This is a genomic window from Streptomyces flavotricini (genome assembly GCF_020639365.1).
Taxonomy (GTDB): domain Bacteria; phylum Actinomycetota; class Actinomycetes; order Streptomycetales; family Streptomycetaceae; genus Streptomyces; species Streptomyces flavotricini.
The window spans coordinates 4972048-4992730 of the sequence record NZ_JAINUL010000001.1; the positions used below are offsets into that span (position 1 = coordinate 4972048).

Annotated in this window: 17 protein-coding genes; 12 read left to right on the forward strand and 5 right to left on the reverse strand. The window is 73.6% G+C overall.

Annotated features, from left to right (window positions below; genetic code table 11):
• Positions 1-199: 199 nt before the first annotated feature.
• The 7 genes from K7B10_RS22640 to K7B10_RS22670 all read left to right on the forward strand — a co-directional run bounded on the left by K7B10_RS22640 (position 200) and on the right by K7B10_RS22670 (position 8937).
• The gene (locus K7B10_RS22640; RefSeq protein ID WP_229338514.1) at positions 200-1000 is read left to right on the forward strand and encodes a TIGR03084 family metal-binding protein; all 801 of its coding nucleotides are present in this window, start codon (positions 200-202) and stop codon (positions 998-1000) included.
• Positions 997-2772 (forward strand): acyclic terpene utilization AtuA family protein, encoded by a 1776-nt coding sequence (locus K7B10_RS22645; protein ID WP_229338516.1) that lies wholly within the window; start codon positions 997-999, stop codon positions 2770-2772. Before K7B10_RS22640 ends, K7B10_RS22645 begins: the two co-directional genes overlap by 4 nt.
• Positions 2769-4367 carry an acyl-CoA carboxylase subunit beta gene (locus K7B10_RS22650; protein ID WP_229338518.1) on the forward strand — a complete coding sequence of 533 codons (1599 nt, stop codon included), beginning with the start codon at positions 2769-2771 and terminating at the stop codon, positions 4365-4367. Before K7B10_RS22645 ends, K7B10_RS22650 begins: the two co-directional genes overlap by 4 nt.
• Before the next feature lie 8 nt (positions 4368-4375).
• Positions 4376-6316 (forward strand): ATP-binding protein, encoded by a 1941-nt coding sequence (locus tag K7B10_RS22655; RefSeq protein ID WP_229338520.1) that lies wholly within the window; start codon positions 4376-4378, stop codon positions 6314-6316.
• Positions 6313-7485 carry an acyl-CoA dehydrogenase family protein gene (locus K7B10_RS22660; RefSeq protein ID WP_229338522.1) on the forward strand — a complete coding sequence of 391 codons (1173 nt, stop codon included), beginning with the start codon at positions 6313-6315 and terminating at the stop codon, positions 7483-7485. The genes K7B10_RS22655 and K7B10_RS22660 overlap by 4 nt, the downstream gene beginning before the upstream one ends.
• Before the next feature lie 91 nt (positions 7486-7576).
• A complete protein-coding gene (locus K7B10_RS22665; RefSeq protein WP_229338524.1) occupies positions 7577-8314 on the forward strand; it encodes an enoyl-CoA hydratase family protein in 738 nt (245 codons plus the stop codon).
• Complete coding sequence (locus tag K7B10_RS22670; protein ID WP_229338525.1) at positions 8302-8937, forward strand: TetR/AcrR family transcriptional regulator; 636 nt, start codon at positions 8302-8304, stop codon at positions 8935-8937. The genes K7B10_RS22665 and K7B10_RS22670 overlap by 13 nt, the downstream gene beginning before the upstream one ends.
• A 109-nt stretch (positions 8938-9046) precedes the next feature.
• Here the strand turns inward: K7B10_RS22670 and K7B10_RS22675 are convergent, their stop codons facing one another.
• A complete protein-coding gene (locus K7B10_RS22675) occupies positions 9047-10153 on the reverse strand; it encodes a citrate synthase 2 (RefSeq protein ID WP_229338527.1) in 1107 nt (368 codons plus the stop codon).
• Positions 10154-10353: 200 nt separating this feature from the next.
• Here K7B10_RS22675 and pdxH point away from each other — a divergent pair, with 200 nt between their 5' ends.
• A complete protein-coding gene (pdxH, locus tag K7B10_RS22680) occupies positions 10354-11016 on the forward strand; it encodes a pyridoxamine 5'-phosphate oxidase (protein ID WP_229338529.1) in 663 nt (220 codons plus the stop codon).
• 376 nt (positions 11017-11392) lie between these two features.
• Positions 11393-12724 carry a PAS domain-containing protein gene (locus K7B10_RS22685; RefSeq protein ID WP_229338531.1) on the forward strand — a complete coding sequence of 444 codons (1332 nt, stop codon included), beginning with the start codon at positions 11393-11395 and terminating at the stop codon, positions 12722-12724.
• Positions 12725-12737: 13 nt separating this feature from the next.
• Here K7B10_RS22685 and K7B10_RS22690 read toward each other — a convergent pair whose 3' ends face one another.
• Positions 12738-13493, reverse strand: a complete 756-nt coding sequence (locus K7B10_RS22690; protein WP_229338533.1) for an SIS domain-containing protein — start codon at positions 13491-13493, stop codon at positions 12738-12740.
• 210 nt (positions 13494-13703) lie between these two features.
• Here K7B10_RS22690 and K7B10_RS22695 point away from each other — a divergent pair, with 210 nt between their 5' ends.
• Both K7B10_RS22695 and K7B10_RS22700 read left to right on the forward strand, forming a co-directional pair.
• Positions 13704-14396: an iron-dependent transcriptional repressor DtxR gene (locus K7B10_RS22695; protein ID WP_229338535.1), complete on the forward strand. Its 693-nt coding sequence runs from the start codon at positions 13704-13706 to the stop codon at positions 14394-14396.
• Between the two features lie 326 nt (positions 14397-14722).
• The gene (locus K7B10_RS22700; protein ID WP_229338536.1) at positions 14723-15607 is read left to right on the forward strand and encodes an alpha/beta fold hydrolase; all 885 of its coding nucleotides are present in this window, start codon (positions 14723-14725) and stop codon (positions 15605-15607) included.
• A 114-nt stretch (positions 15608-15721) separates the two neighbouring features.
• Here K7B10_RS22700 and K7B10_RS22705 read toward each other — a convergent pair whose 3' ends face one another.
• From K7B10_RS22705 to K7B10_RS22715, 3 genes are all read right to left on the reverse strand, one after another.
• Entirely contained in the window at positions 15722-17386 is a 1665-nt protein-coding gene (locus K7B10_RS22705) for a transporter (protein ID WP_229338538.1), read from the reverse strand.
• Positions 17383-18225 carry an ABC transporter ATP-binding protein gene (locus K7B10_RS22710; protein ID WP_229338540.1) on the reverse strand — a complete coding sequence of 281 codons (843 nt, stop codon included), beginning with the start codon at positions 18223-18225 and terminating at the stop codon, positions 17383-17385. Before K7B10_RS22710 ends, K7B10_RS22705 begins: the two co-directional genes overlap by 4 nt.
• Positions 18226-18365: 140 nt before the next feature.
• On the reverse strand, positions 18366-19046 hold the full coding sequence (locus tag K7B10_RS22715) for a bifunctional DNA primase/polymerase (RefSeq protein ID WP_229338542.1): 681 nt from the start codon (positions 19044-19046) through the stop codon (positions 18366-18368).
• Between the two features lie 220 nt (positions 19047-19266).
• Between K7B10_RS22715 and K7B10_RS22720 the strand changes: the two genes are divergently transcribed.
• The gene (locus K7B10_RS22720; RefSeq protein WP_229338544.1) at positions 19267-20646 is read left to right on the forward strand and encodes an NsdA family TPR-like regulatory protein; all 1380 of its coding nucleotides are present in this window, start codon (positions 19267-19269) and stop codon (positions 20644-20646) included.
• The last annotated feature ends 37 nt before the right edge of the window (positions 20647-20683 follow it).

A 20683-nucleotide genomic window follows, 5' to 3' on the forward strand; every position in this document is an offset into this window, starting at 1 on the left:
TGAATCGTCCCCTCCGGGCCCGCGGCAGCCGGCCCGCCGACCAGGACGGGGCCGGCGTCGAACACCAAATCGCCGTCCACCCGGGCCGGTTGGCGGCGCTGGCGCGAAGGGAACGCCCGCCGGGCAAATCATGCAAGCGTGCTTGATTGTTTTGTGCGGGGCTGCCAGTCTTCCCCTCACGCCGAAAGGGGAGCCCGCCGTGCTCGATCCGTCAGCTGTCGCCGTCTTCGCCGATCTGCGCGAGGAAGGCCTCGCGCTCGAAACCCTGGTACGGGACCTGCCCGACGCCGGCTGGGCCGGGCCGACCCCCGCCAGCGGCTGGACCGTCGCCCACCAGATCGCCCACCTGCACTGGACCGACCGGGCCGCGCTGGTCTCGCTCACCGACCCCGAGGGCTTCGCCGCCCTGGTCGAGGAGGCGGTCAAGGCCCCCGAATCCTTCGTGGACGAGGGCGCGGAGGAGGGCGCCGCGCTGCCGCCCGCCGAACTGCTGGCCCGCTGGCGGGCCGGGCGCGGCGCCCTCGACGAGGCGCTCGCCGCGGCCTCGCCCGATGCCCGCTTCCCCTGGTACGGACCGCCGATGAAGGCCGCCTCCATGGCCAGCGCCCGCCTGATGGAGACCTGGGCGCACGGCCAGGACGTGGCCGACGCCCTCGGCGTACGCCGCACCCCGACCGCGCGGCTGCGGCACGTGGCCCGGATCGGCGTACGGGCCCGCGACTACGCGTTCGCGGTACGGGGACTGCCCGCGCCCGCCGCGGAGTTCAGGGTGGAACTCGTACCGCCGGACGGCGGGGAGCCCTGGACCTACGGGCCGCCGGACGCGGCGGACCGGATCACCGGCCCGGCGCTCGACTTCTGCCTGCTGGTGACCCAGCGGGCCCACCGCGCCGACCTCGCCCTCACCGTGACCGGCCCCGACGCGGACCGCTGGCTGGACATCGCCCAGGCCTTCGCGGGCCCGGCGGGACCCGGCCGCGCACCGGGGGCGGCTCGATGAGCGGCGGCCGGCGGCCGATGCGCATCGGCAACGCCTCGGGGTTCTACGGGGACCGCTTCAGCGCGTTCGAGGAGATGCTGACCGGGGGGCCGCTGGACGTGCTGACCGGCGACTACCTCGCCGAGCTGACCATGCTGATCCTGGGACGGGACCGGCTGAAGTCCCCGGACCTCGGCTACGCCAAGACCTTCCTGCGGCAGCTGGAGGAGGGCCTCGGGCTCGCGCGGGAGCGGGGTGTGCGGATCGTCGCCAACGCGGGCGGCCTGAACCCGGCGGGACTGGCCGACGCGGTCCGCGCGCTCGCCGCCAAGGCCGGGATCCCGGTGTCGGTCGCCCACGTCGAGGGCGACGACCTGATGCCGTTCGCGGAAGGCGCGCTGACCGCGAACGCCTACCTCGGCGGCGCCGGCATCACGGCGTGCCTGCGGGCGGGCGCGGACGTGGTCGTGACGGGCCGGGTCACCGACGCGGCACTGGTCAGCGGTGCGGCGGCCTGGTGGTTCGACTGGGCGCCGGACGACCACGACCGGCTGGCGGGGGCGGTGGTGGCGGGCCACGTCCTGGAGTGCGGAACCCAGGCCACCGGCGGCAACTACTCCTTCTTCACGGCGCACGACGTCCGCCGCCCCGGATTCCCGCTGGCGGAGATCGCGGAGGACGGCTCGTCGGTGATCACCAAGCACCCGGGCACGGGCGGGGTCGTCTCGGTGGGCACGGTGACGGCCCAACTCCTGTACGAGACCCAGGGCCCCCGCTACCTGGGCCCGGACGTCACGGCCCGGCTGGACACGGCCCGCCTGGCGCAGACGGACGCGGACCGGGTGTCGATCTCCGGAGTCGTGGGGGAGGCCCCGCCCGCCACCCTCAAGGTGGGGGTGACCCGCATCGGGGGCTGGCGCAACGAGGTGGTCTTCGTCCTGACGGGCCTGGACATCGAGGAGAAGGCGGCGCTGGTCCGGACGCAGCTGGCGGGGGCGCTGGCCCAAGTGGCCACGGCGGACTGGACGCTGGCCCGCACGGACCACGAGGACGCGGAGACGGAGGAGACGGCCAGCGCGCTGCTCCGCCTGGTGGTGCGCGACCCGTCGCCGGACCGGGTGGGCCGTGCCCTCACGTCGGAGGCCATCGAACTGGCCCTGGCCAGCTACCCGGGCTTCCACGTGACCTCCCCGCCGGGCCCGGCCCAGCCGTACGGCGTCTTCACGTCCTCGACCGTCCCGGCGACGGCGGTCCCCCACGTGGCGGTCCTGCCCAACGGCACCCGCCAGCCGGTCCCCGCGGTCTCGCCGGCCCCGCCGGCGTCCGAGGCGCGGGGGTCCGGGGACGCCGCCCCCGCCGGGTCCGGGGCGGAGCCCACGGATCCGGGCAGGGGCGGGGCGGGGGAGAGCCCCGCGGGGCAGCCCACCCGCCGAGTCCCCCTCGGCACGCTGATCGGCGCGAGGAGCGGGGACAAGGGCGGCGACGCCAACATCGGGGTGTGGGTCGAGCGGGACGATGCCTGGGAGTGGCTCCACGCCACCCTGACCGCGGAGGCCCTTCAGACCCTGCTCCCCGAGACCGCGGGCCTCCGCGTCACCCGCCACACCCTTCCCAACCTCCGCGCGCTCAACTTCACCATCGCGGGGATCCTCGGCGACGGCGTGGCCTCCGCCCACCGCTTCGACCCCCAGGCCAAGGCCCTCGGCGAGTGGCTGCGCGCCCGGCACACGGACATTCCCGCCCACCTCCTGCCGACACACCTCCCGCTCACCCCGGAGGGGACCGCCCCATGACCCGCCTCACCACCGCCGTCGACCCCCACGACCCCGACTACCTCGCCCACCACGCGGCCGCCACAGCCCGCCTCGCCGAGCTGGACGCCGAGCACGCCAAGGCCCTCCTCGGCGGCGGAGAGAAGTACACGGCCCGCCACAAGGGCCGCGGCAAACTCCTCGCCCGCGAGCGCATCGAGCTGCTCCTCGATCCGGACACCCCGTTCCTGGAGCTGTCCCCGCTGGCCGCCTGGGGCAGCGACCACCCCGTCGGCGCCTCCATGGTCACCGGCATCGGCACGGTCGAGGGCGTCGAGTGCCTGGTCACCGCCAACGACCCCACCGTCCGCGGCGGCGCCTCCAACCCCTGGACCCTCAAGAAGGCCCTGCGGGCCAACGAGATCGCCCGGCAGAACCGCCTGCCCTGCATCAGCCTCGTCGAGTCCGGCGGCGCGGATCTCCCCTCCCAGAAGGAGATCTTCATCCCGGGCGGCGCGATCTTCCGCGACCTGACCCGGCTCTCGGCCGCCGGCATCCCCACCGTCGCCGTCGTCTTCGGCAACTCCACCGCCGGAGGCGCGTACATCCCGGGGATGTCCGACCACACCATCATGATCAAAGACCGTTCCAAGGTGTTCCTCGGCGGTCCGCCGCTCGTCAAGATGGCCACCGGCGAGGAGAGCGACGACGAGTCCCTCGGCGGGGCCGACATGCACGCCCGCACCTCCGGGCTCGCCGACTACTACGCCCTCGACGAGCACGACGCCATCCGCCAGGCCCGCCGCGTCGTGGCCCGCTTGAACCACCGCAAGCCGCACCCCGATCCGCAGCCCGCCGAAGAGCCGAAGTACGACCCGGAGGAACTCCTCGGCATCGTCCCCGCGGACCTCAAGACCCCCTTCGACCCCCGCGAGGTCATCGCCCGCATCGTCGACGGCTCCGACTTCGACGAGTTCAAGCCCCTGTACGGCACCAGCCTGGTCACCGGCTGGGCCACCCTGCACGGCTACCCCGTCGGCATCCTCGCCAACGCCCAGGGCGTGCTGTTCAGCGCCGAGTCGCAGAAGGCGGCCCAGTTCATCCAGCTCGCCAACCAGCGCGACATCCCGCTGCTCTTCCTCCACAACACCACCGGATACATGGTCGGCAAGGAGTACGAGCAGGGCGGCATCATCAAGCACGGCTCGATGATGATCAACGCGGTCTCCAACTCCCGCGTCCCCCACCTCTCCGTCCTCATCGGCGCCAGCTACGGAGCCGGCCACTACGGCATGTGCGGCCGCGCCTACGAGCCCCGCTTCCTGTTCGCCTGGCCCAGCGCCAAATCCGCCGTCATGGGCCCGGCCCAGCTCGCCGGAGTGCTCTCCATCGTGGCCCGGCAGTCCGCCGCGGCGAAGGGGCAGCCGTACGACGAGGAGGCCGACGCCGGGATGCGCGCCTTCGTGGAGGCGCAGATCGAGACCGAGTCCCTGCCGATGTTCCTGTCCGGGCGGCTGTACGACGACGGGGTCATCGACCCGCGCGACACCCGTACCGTCCTCGGCCTGTGCCTGTCCGCCGTCCACAACGCCCCCGTCGAGGGCGCCCGCGGCGGCTTCGGCGTCTTCCGGATGTGAGCCCGCACATGACTCAGCAGCCCATCACCTCCCTCCTCGTCGCCAACCGCGGCGAGATCGCGGTACGGATCTTCCGTACCGCCCGCGCCCTCGGCCTGGACACCGTCGCCGTCCATTCCGACCCCGATGCCGACTCCCTGCACGTACGGGAGGCCGACGCGGCCGTGCGCCTGCCCGGCGCCGCACCCGCCGACACCTACCTGCGCGGCGACCTCGTCATCAAGGCCGCCCTGGCCGCGGGCGCGGACGCCGTCCACCCCGGCTACGGGTTCCTCTCCGAGAACGCCGGCTTCGCCCGCGAGGTCGCCGCCGCCGGACTCGCCTGGATCGGTCCCCCGCCCGAGGCCATCGAGGCCATGGCCTCCAAGACCCGGGCCAAGGAGCTGATGCGCGCCGCCGGGGTCCCGCTCCTGGACCCCGTCGACCCGGCGGCCGCCACCCCCGCCGACCTCCCCCTCCTGCTCAAGGCCGCCGCGGGCGGCGGCGGGCGCGGCATGCGCGTCGTACGGGACCTCGGCACCCTGAAGGAGTCCCTCGACGCGGCCGCCGCGGAAGCGGCCTCCGCCTTCGGTGACGGCGAGGTCTTCGCCGAGCCCTACGTCGAGCGCGGCCGCCACGTCGAGGTCCAGATCCTCGCCGACTCCCACGGCACCGTCTGGGCCCTCGGCACCCGTGACTGCTCCCTCCAGCGGCGCCACCAGAAGGTCATCGAGGAGGCCCCTGCGCCCGCTCTGCCGGACAGTCTGCGCGAGAGCCTCCACGCGGCCGCCGTGGCCGCCGCCCGCGCGGTCTCCTACCAGGGCGCGGGCACCGTCGAGTTCCTCGTCGCCGCCGACGGGCGCCCGTACTTCCTGGAGATGAACACCCGCCTCCAGGTGGAACACCCCGTCACCGAGGCCGTCTTCGGGCTCGACCTCGTCGCCCTGCAACTGCGCATCGCCGAGGGCGCGGCCCTGCCGCTGACGCCCCCCGAGCCCGCCGGGCACGCCGTCGAGGCCCGCCTGTACGCCGAGGACCCCGCCCGGGACTGGCGTCCCCAGACCGGCGTCCTGCACACCCTCGCCGTCCCCGGCAACGTCCGCGTGGACACCGGCTTCGCGGACGGGGACACCGTCGGCATCCACTACGACCCGATGCTCGCCAAGGTCGTCGCCCACGCCCCGACCCGGGCCGAGGCCGTCCGCGCCCTCGCCCACGCCCTGGCCGGAGCCCGCATCCACGGGCTCACCACCAACCGCGAGCTCCTCGTACGCTCTCTGCGGCACCCGGAGTTCGCCGCCGGGCAGCCCGACACCGGGTTCTACGAGCGGCACCTCGCCGCCCTCACCGAGCCCGCCCCGGACACCGCCGACCGCACCGCGCTGGCCGCCCTCGCCGGGGCGCTCGCCGAGGCGGCCCCCGCGCCGGGTGCACCGCTGGCCCTCAGGCTCGGCGGCTGGCGCAACCTCCGCTCCCAGCCGCGGACCCGCCGCTACAGCGTGGACGGCACCGAGCACGAGGTCCGGTACGGCCCCGTGGACCCGGGGGACCACCCCGGTGTTCGCGTCCTGTCGGCCGAGCGGCACCTGGTCGTCCTCGAAGTCGGCGGGGTCCGGCGGCAGTTCCACGTGAAACAAAATTCGAACACGTCGGAGGTGTACGTGGACTCGTCCTTCACCGGCGCGCACACGCTCACCCCCGTACCCCGGTTCGCCGATCCCCAGGACCGCACCGAACCCGGCTCCCTGCTCGCCCCCATGCCCGGCACCGTCGTCCGCGTCGCCGAGGGCCTGGCCCCGGGTGCCGCCGTCACCGCCGGGCAGCCCCTGCTCTGGCTGGAGGCCATGAAGATGGAGCACCGCATCGTCTCGCCCGCCTCCGGCACGCTCACCGCGCTCCACGCCACCCTCGGCCGACAGGTCGAGTTCGGCGCCCTGCTCGCCGTAGTCCAGGAGGAATCGCCAGCATGAGCCCCGCCACCAGCACCACCGTCGAGACCGAGGAACACCGGGCGCTGCGCGCCGCCGTCGCCGCGCTCGGGCAGCGCTACGGACGCGAGTACCTCGCCCGCGTCGCCCGTGAGGGCGGCCACCCCGACGAGCTGTGGGCGGACGCCGCCAAGCTCGGCTACCTCGGAGTCAGCCTGCCCGAGGAGTACGGCGGCGGGGGCGGCGGCATCGCCGAACTCTCCATCGTCCTGGAGGAACTGGGCGCCGCGGGCTGCCCGCTGCTGATGATGGTCGTCTCACCCGCCATCTGCGGCACGGTCATCTCCCGCTTCGGCACCGAGGCCCAGAAGCGGGCCTGGCTGCCCGGCCTCGCCGACGGCAGCCGCACCATGGCCTTCGGCATCACCGAACCCGACGCCGGCTCCAACTCGCACCGCATCACCACCACCGCCCGCCGCGACGGCGACGAGTGGGTGCTGACCGGGCGCAAGGTCTTCATCTCCGGCGTGGACATCGCCGACGCCACTCTCATCGTCGGTCGCACCGAGGACGCACGGACGGGGAGCCTCAAGCCCTGCCTGTTCATCGTGGACCGCGACACCCCCGGCTTCTCCCGCTCCGTCATCGACATGGAACTCCAGGCGGCGGAGAAGCAGTTCGAACTGGTCCTGGACGAGGTACGGCTGCCCGCCGAAGCCCTCGTCGGCGACGAGGACGCGGGGCTGCTCCAGCTGTTCGCCGGTCTCAACCCCGAGCGCATCATGACCGCTGCCTTCGCCATCGGGATGGGCCGCCACGCCCTCGCCAAGGCCGTCGACTACGCCAAGACCCGCAAGGTCTGGAAGGAGGCGATCGGCGCCCACCAGGCCATCGCCCACCCCCTCGCCGCGGCCCACATCGACCTCGAACTCGCCCGCCTGATGATGCAGAAGGCGGCCCACCTGTACGACGCGGGGGACGACATGGGCGCCGGCGAGGCCGCGAACATGGCCAAGTACGCTGCCGCCGAGGCCTGCGTGAAGGCCGTGGACCAGGCCGTCCACACCCTGGGCGGCAACGGCCTCACCCGCGAATACGGGCTGGCCTCCCTCATCACGGCCTCCCGGGTCTCCCGCATCGCCCCCGTCAGCCGCGAGATGATCCTGAACTTCGTCTCGCACCAGACCCTGGGCCTGCCCAAGTCGTACTAGGGGACGCCCCGGCGGCCCCCGTCCTGGCGGGGGCCGCCGGGGGCGGCACCGCACGATCCGCACCACCCGCACAACCTCCGGAGGACATGGCATGACCCGCCCCGTCGGCGCCGCGCGAGCGCACGGCATCACCACCCTCACGCTCGACTCCCCGGCCAACCGCAACGCGCTCTCCGAGGACCTCGTCGGTGAGCTGCGCGCGGCCCTCGCCGCGGCGGCGGCGGACCCCGGGGCCCGGGCCATCGTCCTCACCCACACCGGCAACACCTTCTGCGCCGGCGCCGACCTGAAGTCCCCCTGCGACCCCGCCGACTTCCTCGCCCTGCTCCGCGAGATCGCCCAGCTGGACAAGCCGGTCGTGGCCCGCGTCACCGGACACGTACGGGCCGGCGGCCTCGGCCTCCTCGGCGTCTGCGACATCGCCGCCGCCGGGCCCGCCTCCACGTACGCCTTCACCGAGACCCACCTGGGCGTGGTCCCGGCCGTGATCTCCGCGCCGCTGCTCCCGCGCCTGGACCCGCGCGCGGCGGCCCGCTACTTCCTCACCGCCGAGGCCTTCGACGCGGCCGAGGCCGCCCGGATCGGCCTGCTCACCCTGCACGGCGAGGACGTGGACCAGGCCCTCGCCCCCGTGCTCGCGGGCCTGCGCAAGGCGGGCCCGGAGGCCCTCGCCGCCACCAAGGAGCTGCTCACCGCCCCGGTACGGGCGGTGCTCGCGGCGGACGGCGCCGCGCTCACGGAGCTGTCGGCGCACCACTTCGGCTCCGCCGAGGCCCGCGAGGGCATCACCGCCCGCTTCGAACGCCGGGACCCGTCATGGGCCCTGTGACCGACACACGCTCCACCGAGGACGACCGGACCGGACCCGATGCCCCGTCCGGCCCCAAGCAGGCCCGCAGCCGCGTCACCCGCCGCCACCTGCTGGAGGCGGCCGTCGCCTGCCTCGCCGAACAGGGCTGGGCAGGCTCCACCGTCGCGGTCGTCGCCGAACGTGCCGGGGTCTCGCGGGGCGCGGCCCAGTACCACTTCCCGACGCGCGAGGACCTGTTCACCGCCGCCGTCGCGTACGTCTCCGAGGAGCGCTCCGCCGCCCTGCGCGACCTCTTCCAGGCCGGACCCGCCGCCCGCCCCGCCGTGGTCGAAGCCATCGTCGACCTCTACACCGGAGCCCTCTTCCGCGCCGCCCTCCAGCTGTGGGTCGCCGCCTCCAACGAGGAGCAGCTGCGCCCCCAGGTCACCGAACTGGAGGCCCGTGTGGGCCGCGAGACCCACCGCATCGCCGTGGAACTCCTCGGCGCGGACGAGTCCGTGCCCGGCGTGCGCGAGACCGTGCAGGGCCTCCTCGACATGGCCCGCGGCCTCGGCCTGGCCAACGTCCTCACCGACGACACGGCCCGCCGGGCCCGCGTGGTCGCCCAGTGGTCCCGGATCCTGGACGCCGCCCTCGGCTGAGGCCGGCCGGCGGCGGAGCCGCGTACGCCGAGGGCGCCGCACCCCGTGCTTCCACGGGACGCGGCGCCCTGACCGCCGTACGAGGCGTACGAGGCGTACGAGGAGCGGCTCAGGCCGTGTCGGCGATGTCCGCGTAGCCCTCGATCTCGCGCGGGTCGCGCCGTCCGGGGCCGATGTAGCGCGCCGACGGCCGCACCAGGCGGCCCGTGCGCTTCTGCTCCAGGATGTGCGCCGACCAGCCGGCGGTCCGGGCACAGGTGAACATCGAGGTGAACATGTGCGCCGGAACCTCCGCGAAGTCCAGCATGATCGCGGCCCAGAACTCCACGTTCGTCGCGAGCACCCGGTCGGGGCGGCGCGCGTGCAGCTCCTCCAGCGCGGCCTTCTCCAGCGCGGCGGCCACCTCGTAGCGCGGCGCGTCCAGCTCCTTGGCCGTACGCCGCAGCACGCGGGCGCGCGGGTCCTCGGCCCGGTACACGCGGTGCCCGAAGCCCATCAGCCGCTCGCCCTTGTCCAGGGCCTTCTTCACGTACGCCACGGCGTCGCCGGTGCGCTCGATCTCCTCGATCATGCCGAGGACGCGGGACGGCGCACCGCCGTGCAGCGGCCCGGACATGGCGCCGACGGCGCCGGAGAGGGCCGCGGCCACGTCCGCGCCGGTCGAGGCGATCACGCGCGCGGTGAACGTCGAGGCGTTCATGCCGTGCTCGGCGGCCGAGGTCCAGTACGCGTCGACGGCCTTGACGTGCTTGGGGTCCGGCTCGCCCCGCCAGCGGATCATGAACCGCTCGACGACGGACTCGGCCTTGTCGATCTCGCTCTGCGGAACCATCGGCCGGCCCTGCCCGCGCGCGGACTGCGCGACGTACGACAGCGCCATCACGGCGGCGCGCGCGAGGTTGTCGCGGGCGGTCTTCTCGTCGATGTCGAGCAGGGGCTTCAGGCCCCACACGGGGGCGAGCATGGCCAGGGCGGACTGCACGTCGACGCGGATGTCGCCGGAGTGCACCGGGATCGGGAAGGGCTCGGCGGCGGGCAGGCCGGGGTTGAACGCCCCGTCGACCAGCAGGCCCCAGACGTTGCCGAAGGAGACGTGCCCGACGAGATCCTCGATGTCGACCCCGCGGTAGCGGAGCGATCCGCCTTCCTTGTCCGGTTCGGCGATCTCGGTCTCGAACGCGACGACCCCTTCGAGCCCGGGTACGAAGTCGGACATCAGGCGGCTCCTCAGATAGTGCGAACACGCGCGGCTCCCGGCGTGACTCGCGGTCCGGCGCGGTCATCCCCGTTGATGCCCGGCACGGCCGTCGGTCACCCGCGTGGGGACCTCCGGACCGGCCCCAAGATTTTGGCTGTTACGGATGGCAGGCGGAAGCGTGACATACGGCACACTGCCGCGAGCACTCCTGCGGCAGGATGGCACGCGTGACCGACCAGGACATTGACCCCGCCACGATGCGCAAGCAGTACCGCTCGGAGATCGTCCACGAGGACGGCCTCGCCGAGGACCCCATGCGGCAGTTCGCCGAGTGGTTCCAGCAGGCCGCCGACTCGCACCTCTTCGAACCCAACGCGATGGTGGTCTCGACCGCAACCCCCGACGGCCGCCCAAGTTCCCGCACGGTGCTGCTGAAGCAGTTCGACGAGCGGGGATTCGTCTTCTACACCAACTACGGATCCCGCAAGGGCCGCGAGATCGACGCCAACCGACACGTCGCGCTGCTCTTCCCCTGGCACCCCATCTCCCGCCAGGTCATCGTCACCGGCACGGCCTCGCGGATCGGCCGCGACGAGACGGCCGCGTACTTCCGCTCCCGCCCGCACGGCTCGCAGCTGGGCGCCTGGGCGAGTGAGCAGTCCCGGGTGATCGCCTCCCGCGCCGAGCTCGACCGCCGCTACGCGGAGCTCGCGGAGCGCTACCCCGAGGGCGAGCAGGTCCCCGTCCCGCCCGAGTGGGGCGGCATCCGGGTCGTCCCCGACGGGATCGAGTTCTGGCAGGGGCACGAGAACCGCCTCCACGACCGGCTGCGCTACGTCCTGGAGGACGGGAAGTGGCACCTGGAGCGCCTCTGCCCGTAGCGGCCGCCGTCACCCGCGCACACACGCAGACGACCCGCGAGCTCGGGTTTCTCTCCTGCAGTGAGAGAAGCCGGCCGGACGTACCGGCGAGCTCGCGGGTCGGGTGACTGCTTGGGATTGGCGCCTGGCTACCCGCCGGGCACCGCACTGGGTGCGTGCGACGACGGGCCCTTAGCCCGCAGCCACCTCACGCGTCCGGTTTCCGTACATTTCGGGAACCACCTCCCTTCTCGTGTACGGCAGAGCCTAGAACCGCTCCCCGGGGTCCTCAAGTGATTTATTTCGGGGCGATTCGGGGAATGCGGTGTGGGCTGCGTCACGTTCCAGTTGAATGATCCGACGTGCCGCACACGCGAACACCTGCAGGGGGTGCCAGGTGAGTGCTTCCGGACGTAGTGAGACCACCGACGATCTGCTCGCAGCGCTGCTCGACGGGATGGACGCGGCCTTGTGCGCGTTCGACTCGGACGGCGTGATCACGCACTGGAACCGCGAGGCCGAGCGGATCCTCGGCTGGAGCGCCGCCGAGGCGGTCGGGCGCAAGGGCTTCGCCGGGTGGGCCGTGCGCGCCGCCGACGCGCAGGACGTGGAGGAGCGGCTCATGTCCGCCCAGGACGTACCCGGGCGGCAGGTGCACGAGTTCGCGCTGCTGACCAAGGAGGGCGGACGGGTCCTCGTACGGACCCAGTCCGCCGGGGTGCCCGGGGCGGACGGGAAGCCCGCCGGGGTGTACTGCGCCTTCAGCGAGGTGCACGCCCAGATCGACCTGGAGCGGTCCATCGCGTTGAGCGAGGCGCTGATGGACGACGCCTCGTGGGGTGTCGTCCTCGTCGACGTGGACCTGCGGCCCGCCGTGGTCAACGCGCACGCCGCCCGCGCCTTCGGCTCGGGGCGCACCGCACTGCTCGGCCGGCCGCTGGGGGAGCTGCTGGCCCAGGGTGTCGAGGAGCTGGAGGGGGCCCTGCAGCACGTGCTCGCCGAAGGGTCGCCGCCCGCGCCCACGGAGCTGTGGGTGTCGGTCCGCACGCCGGAGGGGGTACGGCGGCGGTGCTGGCGGTCGGGGTTCCTGCGCCTGGGCTCGCCGCTGGCGGAGGAGCCGGTGCCGCTCGGAGTCGGCTGGCTGTTCCAGGACATCACCGAGGCCCGGCAGGCCGCGCTGGACACGGCGCAGCTGCGGTTCCGCGCCGGCCAGCTGCACCGCTCGGGCCGGGCGGCCGCCGAGTGCGAGGACCCGGCCGAGGCGGCCGCCGTACGACTGGACTTCGCGCTCGCGGGCTTCGCCGAGCACGCGCTGCTCGACGTACTGGAGCAGTCGGCCGACCCTGACCGGCGCCGGCTGGTACGGATGGCGGCGTCGCCGCCGCTGCTGCCGGGGGCGGAGGCGATCCCGGCCCACTACGCGCCCGGGCACCCCGCGCTCCAGGCGCTGGACCGGATCGGCTCGGTCCGTACGAGCGCCCCGCGCGGGGAGGCGGCCGGGAGCTGGGCGCGCGAGCGGCAGTGGCCCGAGGACGCGGCGCACGTGCTGTGCACGGTGCTGCGCAGCCGCGGGCGGACCGTGGGGGCGCTGACCTTCGTACGGGCCGCTTCGCGGGCGCCCTTCGAGCAGGCGGACGCGGCGTACGCGGAGGAGGTGGCGGCCCGGGTGGCGGCCGACCTCGACCTGGCGTCCCGGCCGCGGCCGGGACGGGAAGAGGACGCCCGCTGAGGTGTCCGGCGGCTCAGTGGCGGAAGAAGATCCGGTCGCCGTACTCCTTCAGGACGCGGCCGTTCCATTCGTGGCCGCCGTCCACGTTGCCCGAGCGCAGCAGCGGGGGCTCCATGCCGCGGGCGGCGAGCTCGCCGGCGGCCGCCGCCATCACGGCCTGCATGATCGCGCTGGTCACGACGGTGGAGGCGGGCGCGAACGGCGCGTCGATGCCGTCGAGGCTCAGCTCGGCGTCGCCGACCGCGATCTTGCTGTCGAGGACGATGTCGCAGTGGTCCTTGAGGAAGGTGCCCGAGACGTGCCGCGACTTGGTGCCGGTCGCGTACGCCACCGAGGTCACGCCGATCACCTTCAGGCCGAGGGCCCGGGCGTTCATGGCCATCTCGACCGGCAGCGCGTTGCGCCCGGAGAGGGAGATGATCACGAGCACGTCGCCGTCGGTGGCCGGGCTGCTGTCGAGGACGGCCCCGGCGAGGCCGTCGACCCGCTCCAGGGCGCTGCCCAGGGTGGCCGGCATGACGTCGATCCCGACGGTGCCGGGGACGGCGAGGAAGTTCACCAGCGCGAGTCCGCCCGCCCGGTAGACGACGTCCTGCGCGGGGAGCGAGGAGTGTCCGGCGCCGAAGGCGAAGAGCCTGTTCCCCGAGGCGACGGCTTCGGCGATGGCGGTGCCGGCCTCGGCGATGTGCGCGGACTCCTCGTCCCTCACCCGCTCCAGGAGTCCGATCGCGGCGTCGAGGAACTGACCGGCCAGCTTGCTCTCGCTCATACGCCGATGGCCCTTCCAGAGGTGGGGTTCGTCCGTGTCCGCCGCTCACCGTGCGGTCTGGACCAAGGGCGTGTCAATACGAACGTCAATCCCGGGGCCGGTGTGCCCGGGGATGTCCTGGGCGGTGCTTGACGTCCGGCACGGGACGGTTGTCGGCGCGATGCGTCAGAATTGGGTGCAGGGCCAGCGCACGATATCCGAGGGGCACGAATGTCCGGACTGATCGATACCACGGAGATGTATCTCCGCACCATCCTCGAGCTGGAAGAGGAAGGCGTGGTCCCCATGCGCGCCCGCATCGCCGAGCGGCTCGACCAGAGCGGGCCGACGGTGAGCCAGACCGTGGCGCGCATGGAGCGCGACGGCCTGGTGTCCGTGGCGAGCGACCGACACTTGGAGCTGACGGAGGAGGGGCGGCGGCTGGCGACGCGCGTGATGCGCAAGCACCGGCTCGCGGAATGCCTCCTCGTCGACGTCATCGGCCTGGAGTGGGAGCAGGTGCACGCCGAGGCCTGCCGCTGGGAGCACGTGATGAGCGAGGCGGTGGAGCGGCGGGTGCTGGAGCTGCTGCGCCACCCGACCGAGTCGCCGTACGGGAACCCGATCCCGGGGCTGGAGGAGCTGGGCGAGAAGGCCGAGGCGGACCCGTTCCTGGAGGACGGCATGGTCAGCCTGTCGGAGCTGGACCCGGGCGCGGACGGCAAGACGGTCGTGGTGCGCCGGATCGGGGAGCCGATCCAGACGGACGCCCAGCTGATGTACACGCTGCGGCGGGCGGGCGTGCAGCCCGGCTCGGTGGTCAGCGTGACCGAGTCGCCGGGCGGGGTGCTGGTCGGCAGCGGTGGGGAGGCCGCGGAGCTCGATGCGGAGATCGCCTCGCACGTGTTCGTGGCCAAGCGCTGACGGCCTCCACGCAGGCCGGTACGCGGCGCTGTCGGTGAGCAGGCACGGTCGGTGGCAGCACTGCCGGTGGTGGGTGCGGGCGGTCCCGGCGCCTTGCGGCGCCGGGACCGGTCCTCCCCTTTGCTGACCTGGAGCCCCGAGCTCTCAAGGTCATCCCCTCGGACCGTCTTCCCCGAGCGGCCCGCCTCCCTGTTGAAAGGATCTCCATCGGCAGCGGCGGCCAATCCTTGAGCAAGGTCACTCGAAAGAGCGGTGTTGAAGACGAGAACCCCGTTTTCGAATACGGGTTCGATAGTCTGGCCGCGAGCGAAGGGGGTGCATCTGCCGTGGTACAGCGCATCGATGTGACAGGGGCCGACGGTGTGCGCCTGGCCGCCTGGGAGTTCCGGGAAGCACCCCCCACCGCGCCCCCGGATCCCGACGCGCCCCGGGTGCTGTTACTCCATGGCCTGATGGGCCGTGCCTTCCACTGGGCGGGCACCGCGCGCTGGCTCTCCCGGCACCGCCGGGTCATCGCCCTCGACCAGCGCGGCCACGGCCAGAGCGAGCGCCCCGCCGCCGGCCCGGGTGCCTCGACCCCGCTGGGGCGCGAGGCCTTCGTGGCCGACGCCGAAGCCGTCATCGAGCAGCTCGGCCTGGCCCCGGTGACCCTGGTCGGCCACTCCATGGGCGCCCTCACCGGCTGGCAGCTCGCCGCCCGCCGCCCCGACCTGGTCGAGGCCCTGGTGATCTGCGACATGCGCGCCTCCGCCCTCGGCGAGGCCTCCCAGCAGGAGTGGGAGGAATGGTTCCGCCGCTGGCCCCTCCCCTTCCCCACCCAGGACGCCGCCCGCCGCTGGTTCGGCGAGGACGACCCCCGGGTGGAACGCCCCGACCCCGGCCGCGGCGCCTTCTTCGCCGAGGTGATGCACGAGGACCAGGACGGCTGGCGCCCCGTCTTCTCCCGGCGCCAGATGCTGACCGCCCGCGAGACCTGGGTCCACGACGCGCACTGGGAGGAGCTGGCCCAGGTCCGCTGCCCGACCCTGGTCGTCCGCGGCCTCGACGGCGAACTGGGCCGCGCCGAGGCCCAGGAGATGGTCCGCGTCCTCCCGAAGGGCCAGTACGCCGAGATCCCCGACGCCGGCCACTACCTCCACTACGACCAGCCGGCGGCCTGGCGCGCCGCCCTGGAACCCTTCCTGGACGAGATCAGAAGCGCCGCCCGCTGAGCAGCGCGGAAGGGCGGACACGCGGATACGCGGACACCCGGAAAGACGGGAGGGGGTGACGGGCAGCAGCCCGTCACCCCCTCCCGTACGCGGACGCGCCCGCCCGCCCGCCGCTCAGCCCTTGCTGACCGCCAGCAGGATCTCCGGAAGGGTCCTCGCCACCGTCGGGGCCGCCAGGCGCAGTCCCGCCCAGGCCGCGAAGGTGCCCCAGGCCGCGCCCAGCGGGAGCACGATCCAGGTCAGCGACTGCTGGTCCGTCACGTTGAGGAAGACCGTCAGCGCGATCACCGGCGAGCAGATCAGCGCCGACACCAGCATGCCGCCGAAGATGCCCGCCCAGGCGAGCCCGCCCTGACCCGGCGCCACGTTCTTGAACGCGCCGTCCGTCGGGATCGAGTACGGGAACCGGGCCGAGGCCAGCGCACCCGTGCACAGCATCGAACCGAGCAGCGCCAGGCCCACCCCGAGCCCCGCCGGGAGCGCGGCCCAGTCCTCCAGGAGCGCCGCCGTGACCGCCGTCAGCACGACCGTGTACGGGACGGTCACCAGGGCCAGGGCGTACGCGCGGGCGCGCAGCTCCTCGAACGCCTCCCGCGGGGTCGAGATGGTCTGCGCGACCATCCAGAACGCCGAGGTGTCCTGCCCGAACTGGTTGTACATCTGCATGCCCAGCATGCCCGCGCCGAAGCAGGCCAGGTACATCGAGCCCGTGCCCTGCAGGGCGTTGAAGACCGGGACGATCGCACCGACCGCCAGCGCCGTCACCCACGCCGACTTCGTCTTCGGGTCGCGCACCACGTACCGCAGCGCGCGCTGCATGACCGCGCCCGTCCGCCCGGCCGGCAGGAACGCCCACGCACCGGCGCCGCCCTCGGACTCCCGCTTCCCCGACGGCTTCGCCGCCGCGATCGTCGACCCGTCCGGGGTGACCATCAGCGCGGTCAGGCTCCGCTCCCAGAACCGCAGCAGCAGGACCAGCGCGAGGACGGTCACCGCCAGCTGGCCCGCCGCCGTCCCGTACGAGCCCTTGCTCGCCGAGTCCACCATGCCGACGGCCGTCGCGGGCGGCAGCCACCGCACCACGGCCTCGGCCGGCTCCAGCCGCGCCAGACCGCCCGACTCGAACAGGCGCTGGCTCGCGAAGTTCGCCACCTGCGCGCCGATCGCGATCAGCAGACCGCTGAGCAGCGCCAGGTCGCGACCCTTGCGGCTGGTCAGCAGCCGCACGTTGGCCGTGGCCACCGAGCGGGCCAGCGTGACGCAGCCCAGCACCAGCAGCGGCGCGGCCACCACGGCCGCCACGATCCCCGCCGCGCCCCGCGCGACGGCCACCACCGAGCCCACCGCCAGGCAGACCGTGAACAGAGGGCCGATGCCGACCAGCGAGGAGGCCAGCAGGGCCCGTACGAGCGGTCGCGGCCGCAGCGGCAGCATGACCAGCCTGCTCGGGTCGAGGGTCTCGTCCCCGCTCGGGAAGAACAGCGGCATGAACGTCCAGCCCAGTGCCAGGATCGCGGCGAGCAGCACGACGACCGTGCCCGCGTGCGCGTTCCCGTGCAGTACGGCCAGGCCGACCATGGCGAGGCAGGCCACCGCCAGCGACAGCGCCAGCGAGGTGAAGTACGCGGCCTTGCGCTTCGACGAGCCCTTCAGCCCGTTGCGGATCAGCGAGAGCTTGAGGCGGAGGAAGACCGAGGTCAGGTTGACCGCGGCAGCGGCGGGCGGGGCGGCGGCCGAAGCGCGCCCGGCCGCCGGGGCGGAGGCGGACGCGGCGCTCATCGGGCCGCCTGCCCGCCGAGCCAGTCCAGGGAGTCGCCCGCGTCGCGCCCGCCCGCACCGACCAGCTCCAGGAACGCGGCCTGCAACGAGGGCGCGCCGCCCCGTACGTCGGCCAGCGGGCCCGCGGCGCGGATCCGGCCGGCGGCCATGACGGCCACCCAGTCGCACAGCGACTCGACCAGCTCCATCACGTGGGAGGAGAAGACGACCGTGGCGCCGGAGGAGGTGTACCGCTCCAGCACCCCGCGGATGGTCTGCGCCGACACCGGGTCCACGCCCTCGAACGGCTCGTCCAGGAACAGCACCTCGGGGTTGTGCAGCAGGGCGGCGGCCAGGCCGATCTTCTTCCGCATGCCCGTCGAGTAGTCCACGACCAGCTTGTGCTGCGAGCCCGCGAGGTCCAGGACGTCCAGCAGCTGCGTCGCCCGCTTGTCCGTCTCCTCGCCCGGCAGCCCCCGCAGCCGGCCCATGTAGCCGAGGAGTTCGCGTCCCGACAGCCGCTCGAAGAGCCGCAGGCCCTCCGGCAGTACGCCGATCCGCGACTTCACCTCGACCGGGTCGCTCCACACGTCGTGCCCGGCGACGAGGACCCGCCCCATGTCGGGGCGCAGCAGTCCGGTCACCATCGACAGCGTCGTCGTCTTGCCCGCGCCGTTCGGTCCGACCAGGCCGATGAACTGGCCGGCGGGCAGTTCCAGATCGATCCCCGCGACCGCGACCTGGTCGCCGAAGCGCTTCCACAGGCCCTCGACCCGCACCGCCGCCGGTCCGGCGGACGGCGCGGATCGCGCACCGTCCGGTCCGTCCGCCCCACCCGTCGCAACTGCCTGGTCCGGCATGTGCGTCTGCCTCTCGTCCTGTTCCCCGTGGTCTTGCCCTCCTCACGATAGGAGGGCGGGGAGAGGGTGGGCAGTTACTTATGTCATGAGTTTCCGGGCACGAACATCCCGGTCCTGACCTGCGATCCCGGGCGCGGGGGTCAGGCGCCCCGCCGGTCCCGGTCCGCCGCCGCCTCGCGTCCGCACGCGTAGGCCAGCGCCGCGATCAGCTCCTCCGTGTCCGGCAGCCACCGGTTGGCAGGGGTGGGCCGGCGCGCCCACTGAACCGCGCCCCGGCCGCCGAAACGGGTGGGCGGCGCGGCCACGTACTCGCCCTCGCCCCGCGCGGCCAGATCGATCGCGGCCGGCGACCAGCCGAGCTTGCGCACCAGGTCCGGCACCTTCGCCCCGGCGCCCGGCAGGACGAAGAACAGCATCCGGTGGTCGGGCGTCAGGGCGACCGGTCCGAGGGTGCGCTCCATCCGCTCCAGGCGCGCCAGCGCCAGGAACCCGGCCGAGTCCGGCACGTCCAGGGCGTCGAACGTCCGGCCCGTCGGCAGCAGGATCGAGGCCTCGGGACGCTTCGCCCAGATCCGCCGCACCTGGACCGCGCTGCCCGTGGCCAGCGCCGCCCAGTCCTTCACCGTGGGGTGCGCGCCGGGCGCCGGGCAGTCCTGCACCCCGCAGGAGCACACCTCCCGCCCGTCGGCGGACTCCAGCCAGGTGCCGGCGAAGACGTCCCAGTGCCGTTCTTCCGCGTACCGCACGGCATGGTCCAGCAGCTGCTCGCCGCGCTGCTTGGGGATGGGTGCCGTCTCCGTGACTCCGATGGTCTCTTCCACGCCCATCACAACTCTCGGGGTCACGCGGGGTTACGGGCGTAAACCGGCCGGTGGCCGGAGCATCGATCCTGCATACGGGGCGCACTGGAGCACGTGTGGGGGCGCGTAGGAGGTCGGGGCGCCGGAGTTGGGTAGCGACACGACGCAGAGCGGATGATTCTCCGCAACTCAGGCGGGAAGTGATCATTCCAACGATCACCCGCGGCTACTGGGGGTTTTCATGGCAGCCAGGCCTCTCGTCGCGCGCCAGCCGAATGAACGGCTTCAGGCGCTCATCCAGGAAGCCGGGTGCTCGAACGCCGGGCTCGCCCGGCGCGTCAACATGTGCGGGGCCGAACACGGCCTCGATCTCCGCTACGACAAGACTTCCGTCGCCCGGTGGCTGCGCGGCCAGCAGCCGCGCGGCCGGGCGCCGGGCATCATCGCCGAGGCGCTGGGGCGCAAGCTCGGCCGGACCGTCACCATCGACGAGATCGGCATGGCCAACGGCAAGAACCTCGCCTCCGGCATCGGCCTGCAGTTCTCCCCGACCGTCATCGGCGCCATCGAGCAGGTCAGCGAGTTGTGGCGGAGCGACGTCGGCCGCCGCGACTTCCTGTCCGGGTCCAGCGTGGCCGCCTCGGCGCTCGTCGAGCCGAGCCGCGACTGGCTGATCACCGGCGCCGACGCGCAGGTGGCGCGCAGCGGCGGCTCGCGCGTCGGGATGCCGGACGTGGAGGCGGTACGGGCGACCACCGACGCCCTGAAAGACCTCGACCACCGCTTCGGCAGCGGGCACGTGCGGCCCGTCGTCGTGCACTACCTCAACTCCGTGGTGTCCGGGCTGATCGGCGGCTCGTACCGGGAGCCGGTCGGGCGGGCGCTGTTCGCCGCGGTGGCCAGACTGACCGAGCTCGCCGGGTACATGGCGGTGGACACCGGCCAACCGGGCCTGGCGCAGCGCTACTACATCCAGGCGCTGCGGCTGGCGCAGGCGGCCGGGGACCGGGCGTACGGGGGCTACGTGCTCGCGGCGTCCATGAGCCACCTCGCGGCGGAGCTCGGTAATCCGCGGGAGATCGCGCAGCTGGCGCGGGCCGCGCAGGAGGGCACCCGCGGGCAGGTCACGCCGCGGGTGGAGGCGATGTTCTACGCGGCCGAGGCGCGCGGGCACGCGCTGCTCGGCGACACCCGGGCCACGGCGGTGCTGTCCTCCCGGGCGGTGACGGCGCTGGAGCGGGCGGAGCCGGAGTCGGGCGACGACCCGGTGTGGATCCGGCACTTCGACGCGGCGTACCTCGCGGACGAGCTGGCCCACTGCCACCGGGACCTCGGCCAGGCGGACGCGGCGGCCCGGCAGGCCGAGGAGGCGCTGCGGGGGCTCCCGGCGGGCAAGGCGCGGCGCCGGGCGATCGGGCTGTTGCTGCTGGCGGCGGCGCAGGTGCAGCAGCGTGAGGTGGAGCAGGCGTGCCAGACGGCCGCGAAGGCCGCCGACCTGCTGTCGGGGCTCCGCTCGAACCGGGGCGCCGAGTACCTGGACGACTTCCGGAGCCGGCTCGCCCCGTACCGCGAAGAGCCGGCGGCCCGGGAATTCACGGCCCGGCTGGAGGTGGTGGCGTAGGGGGTGTCTTGTCGGTCGAGCCCGGCATGATCGGCAG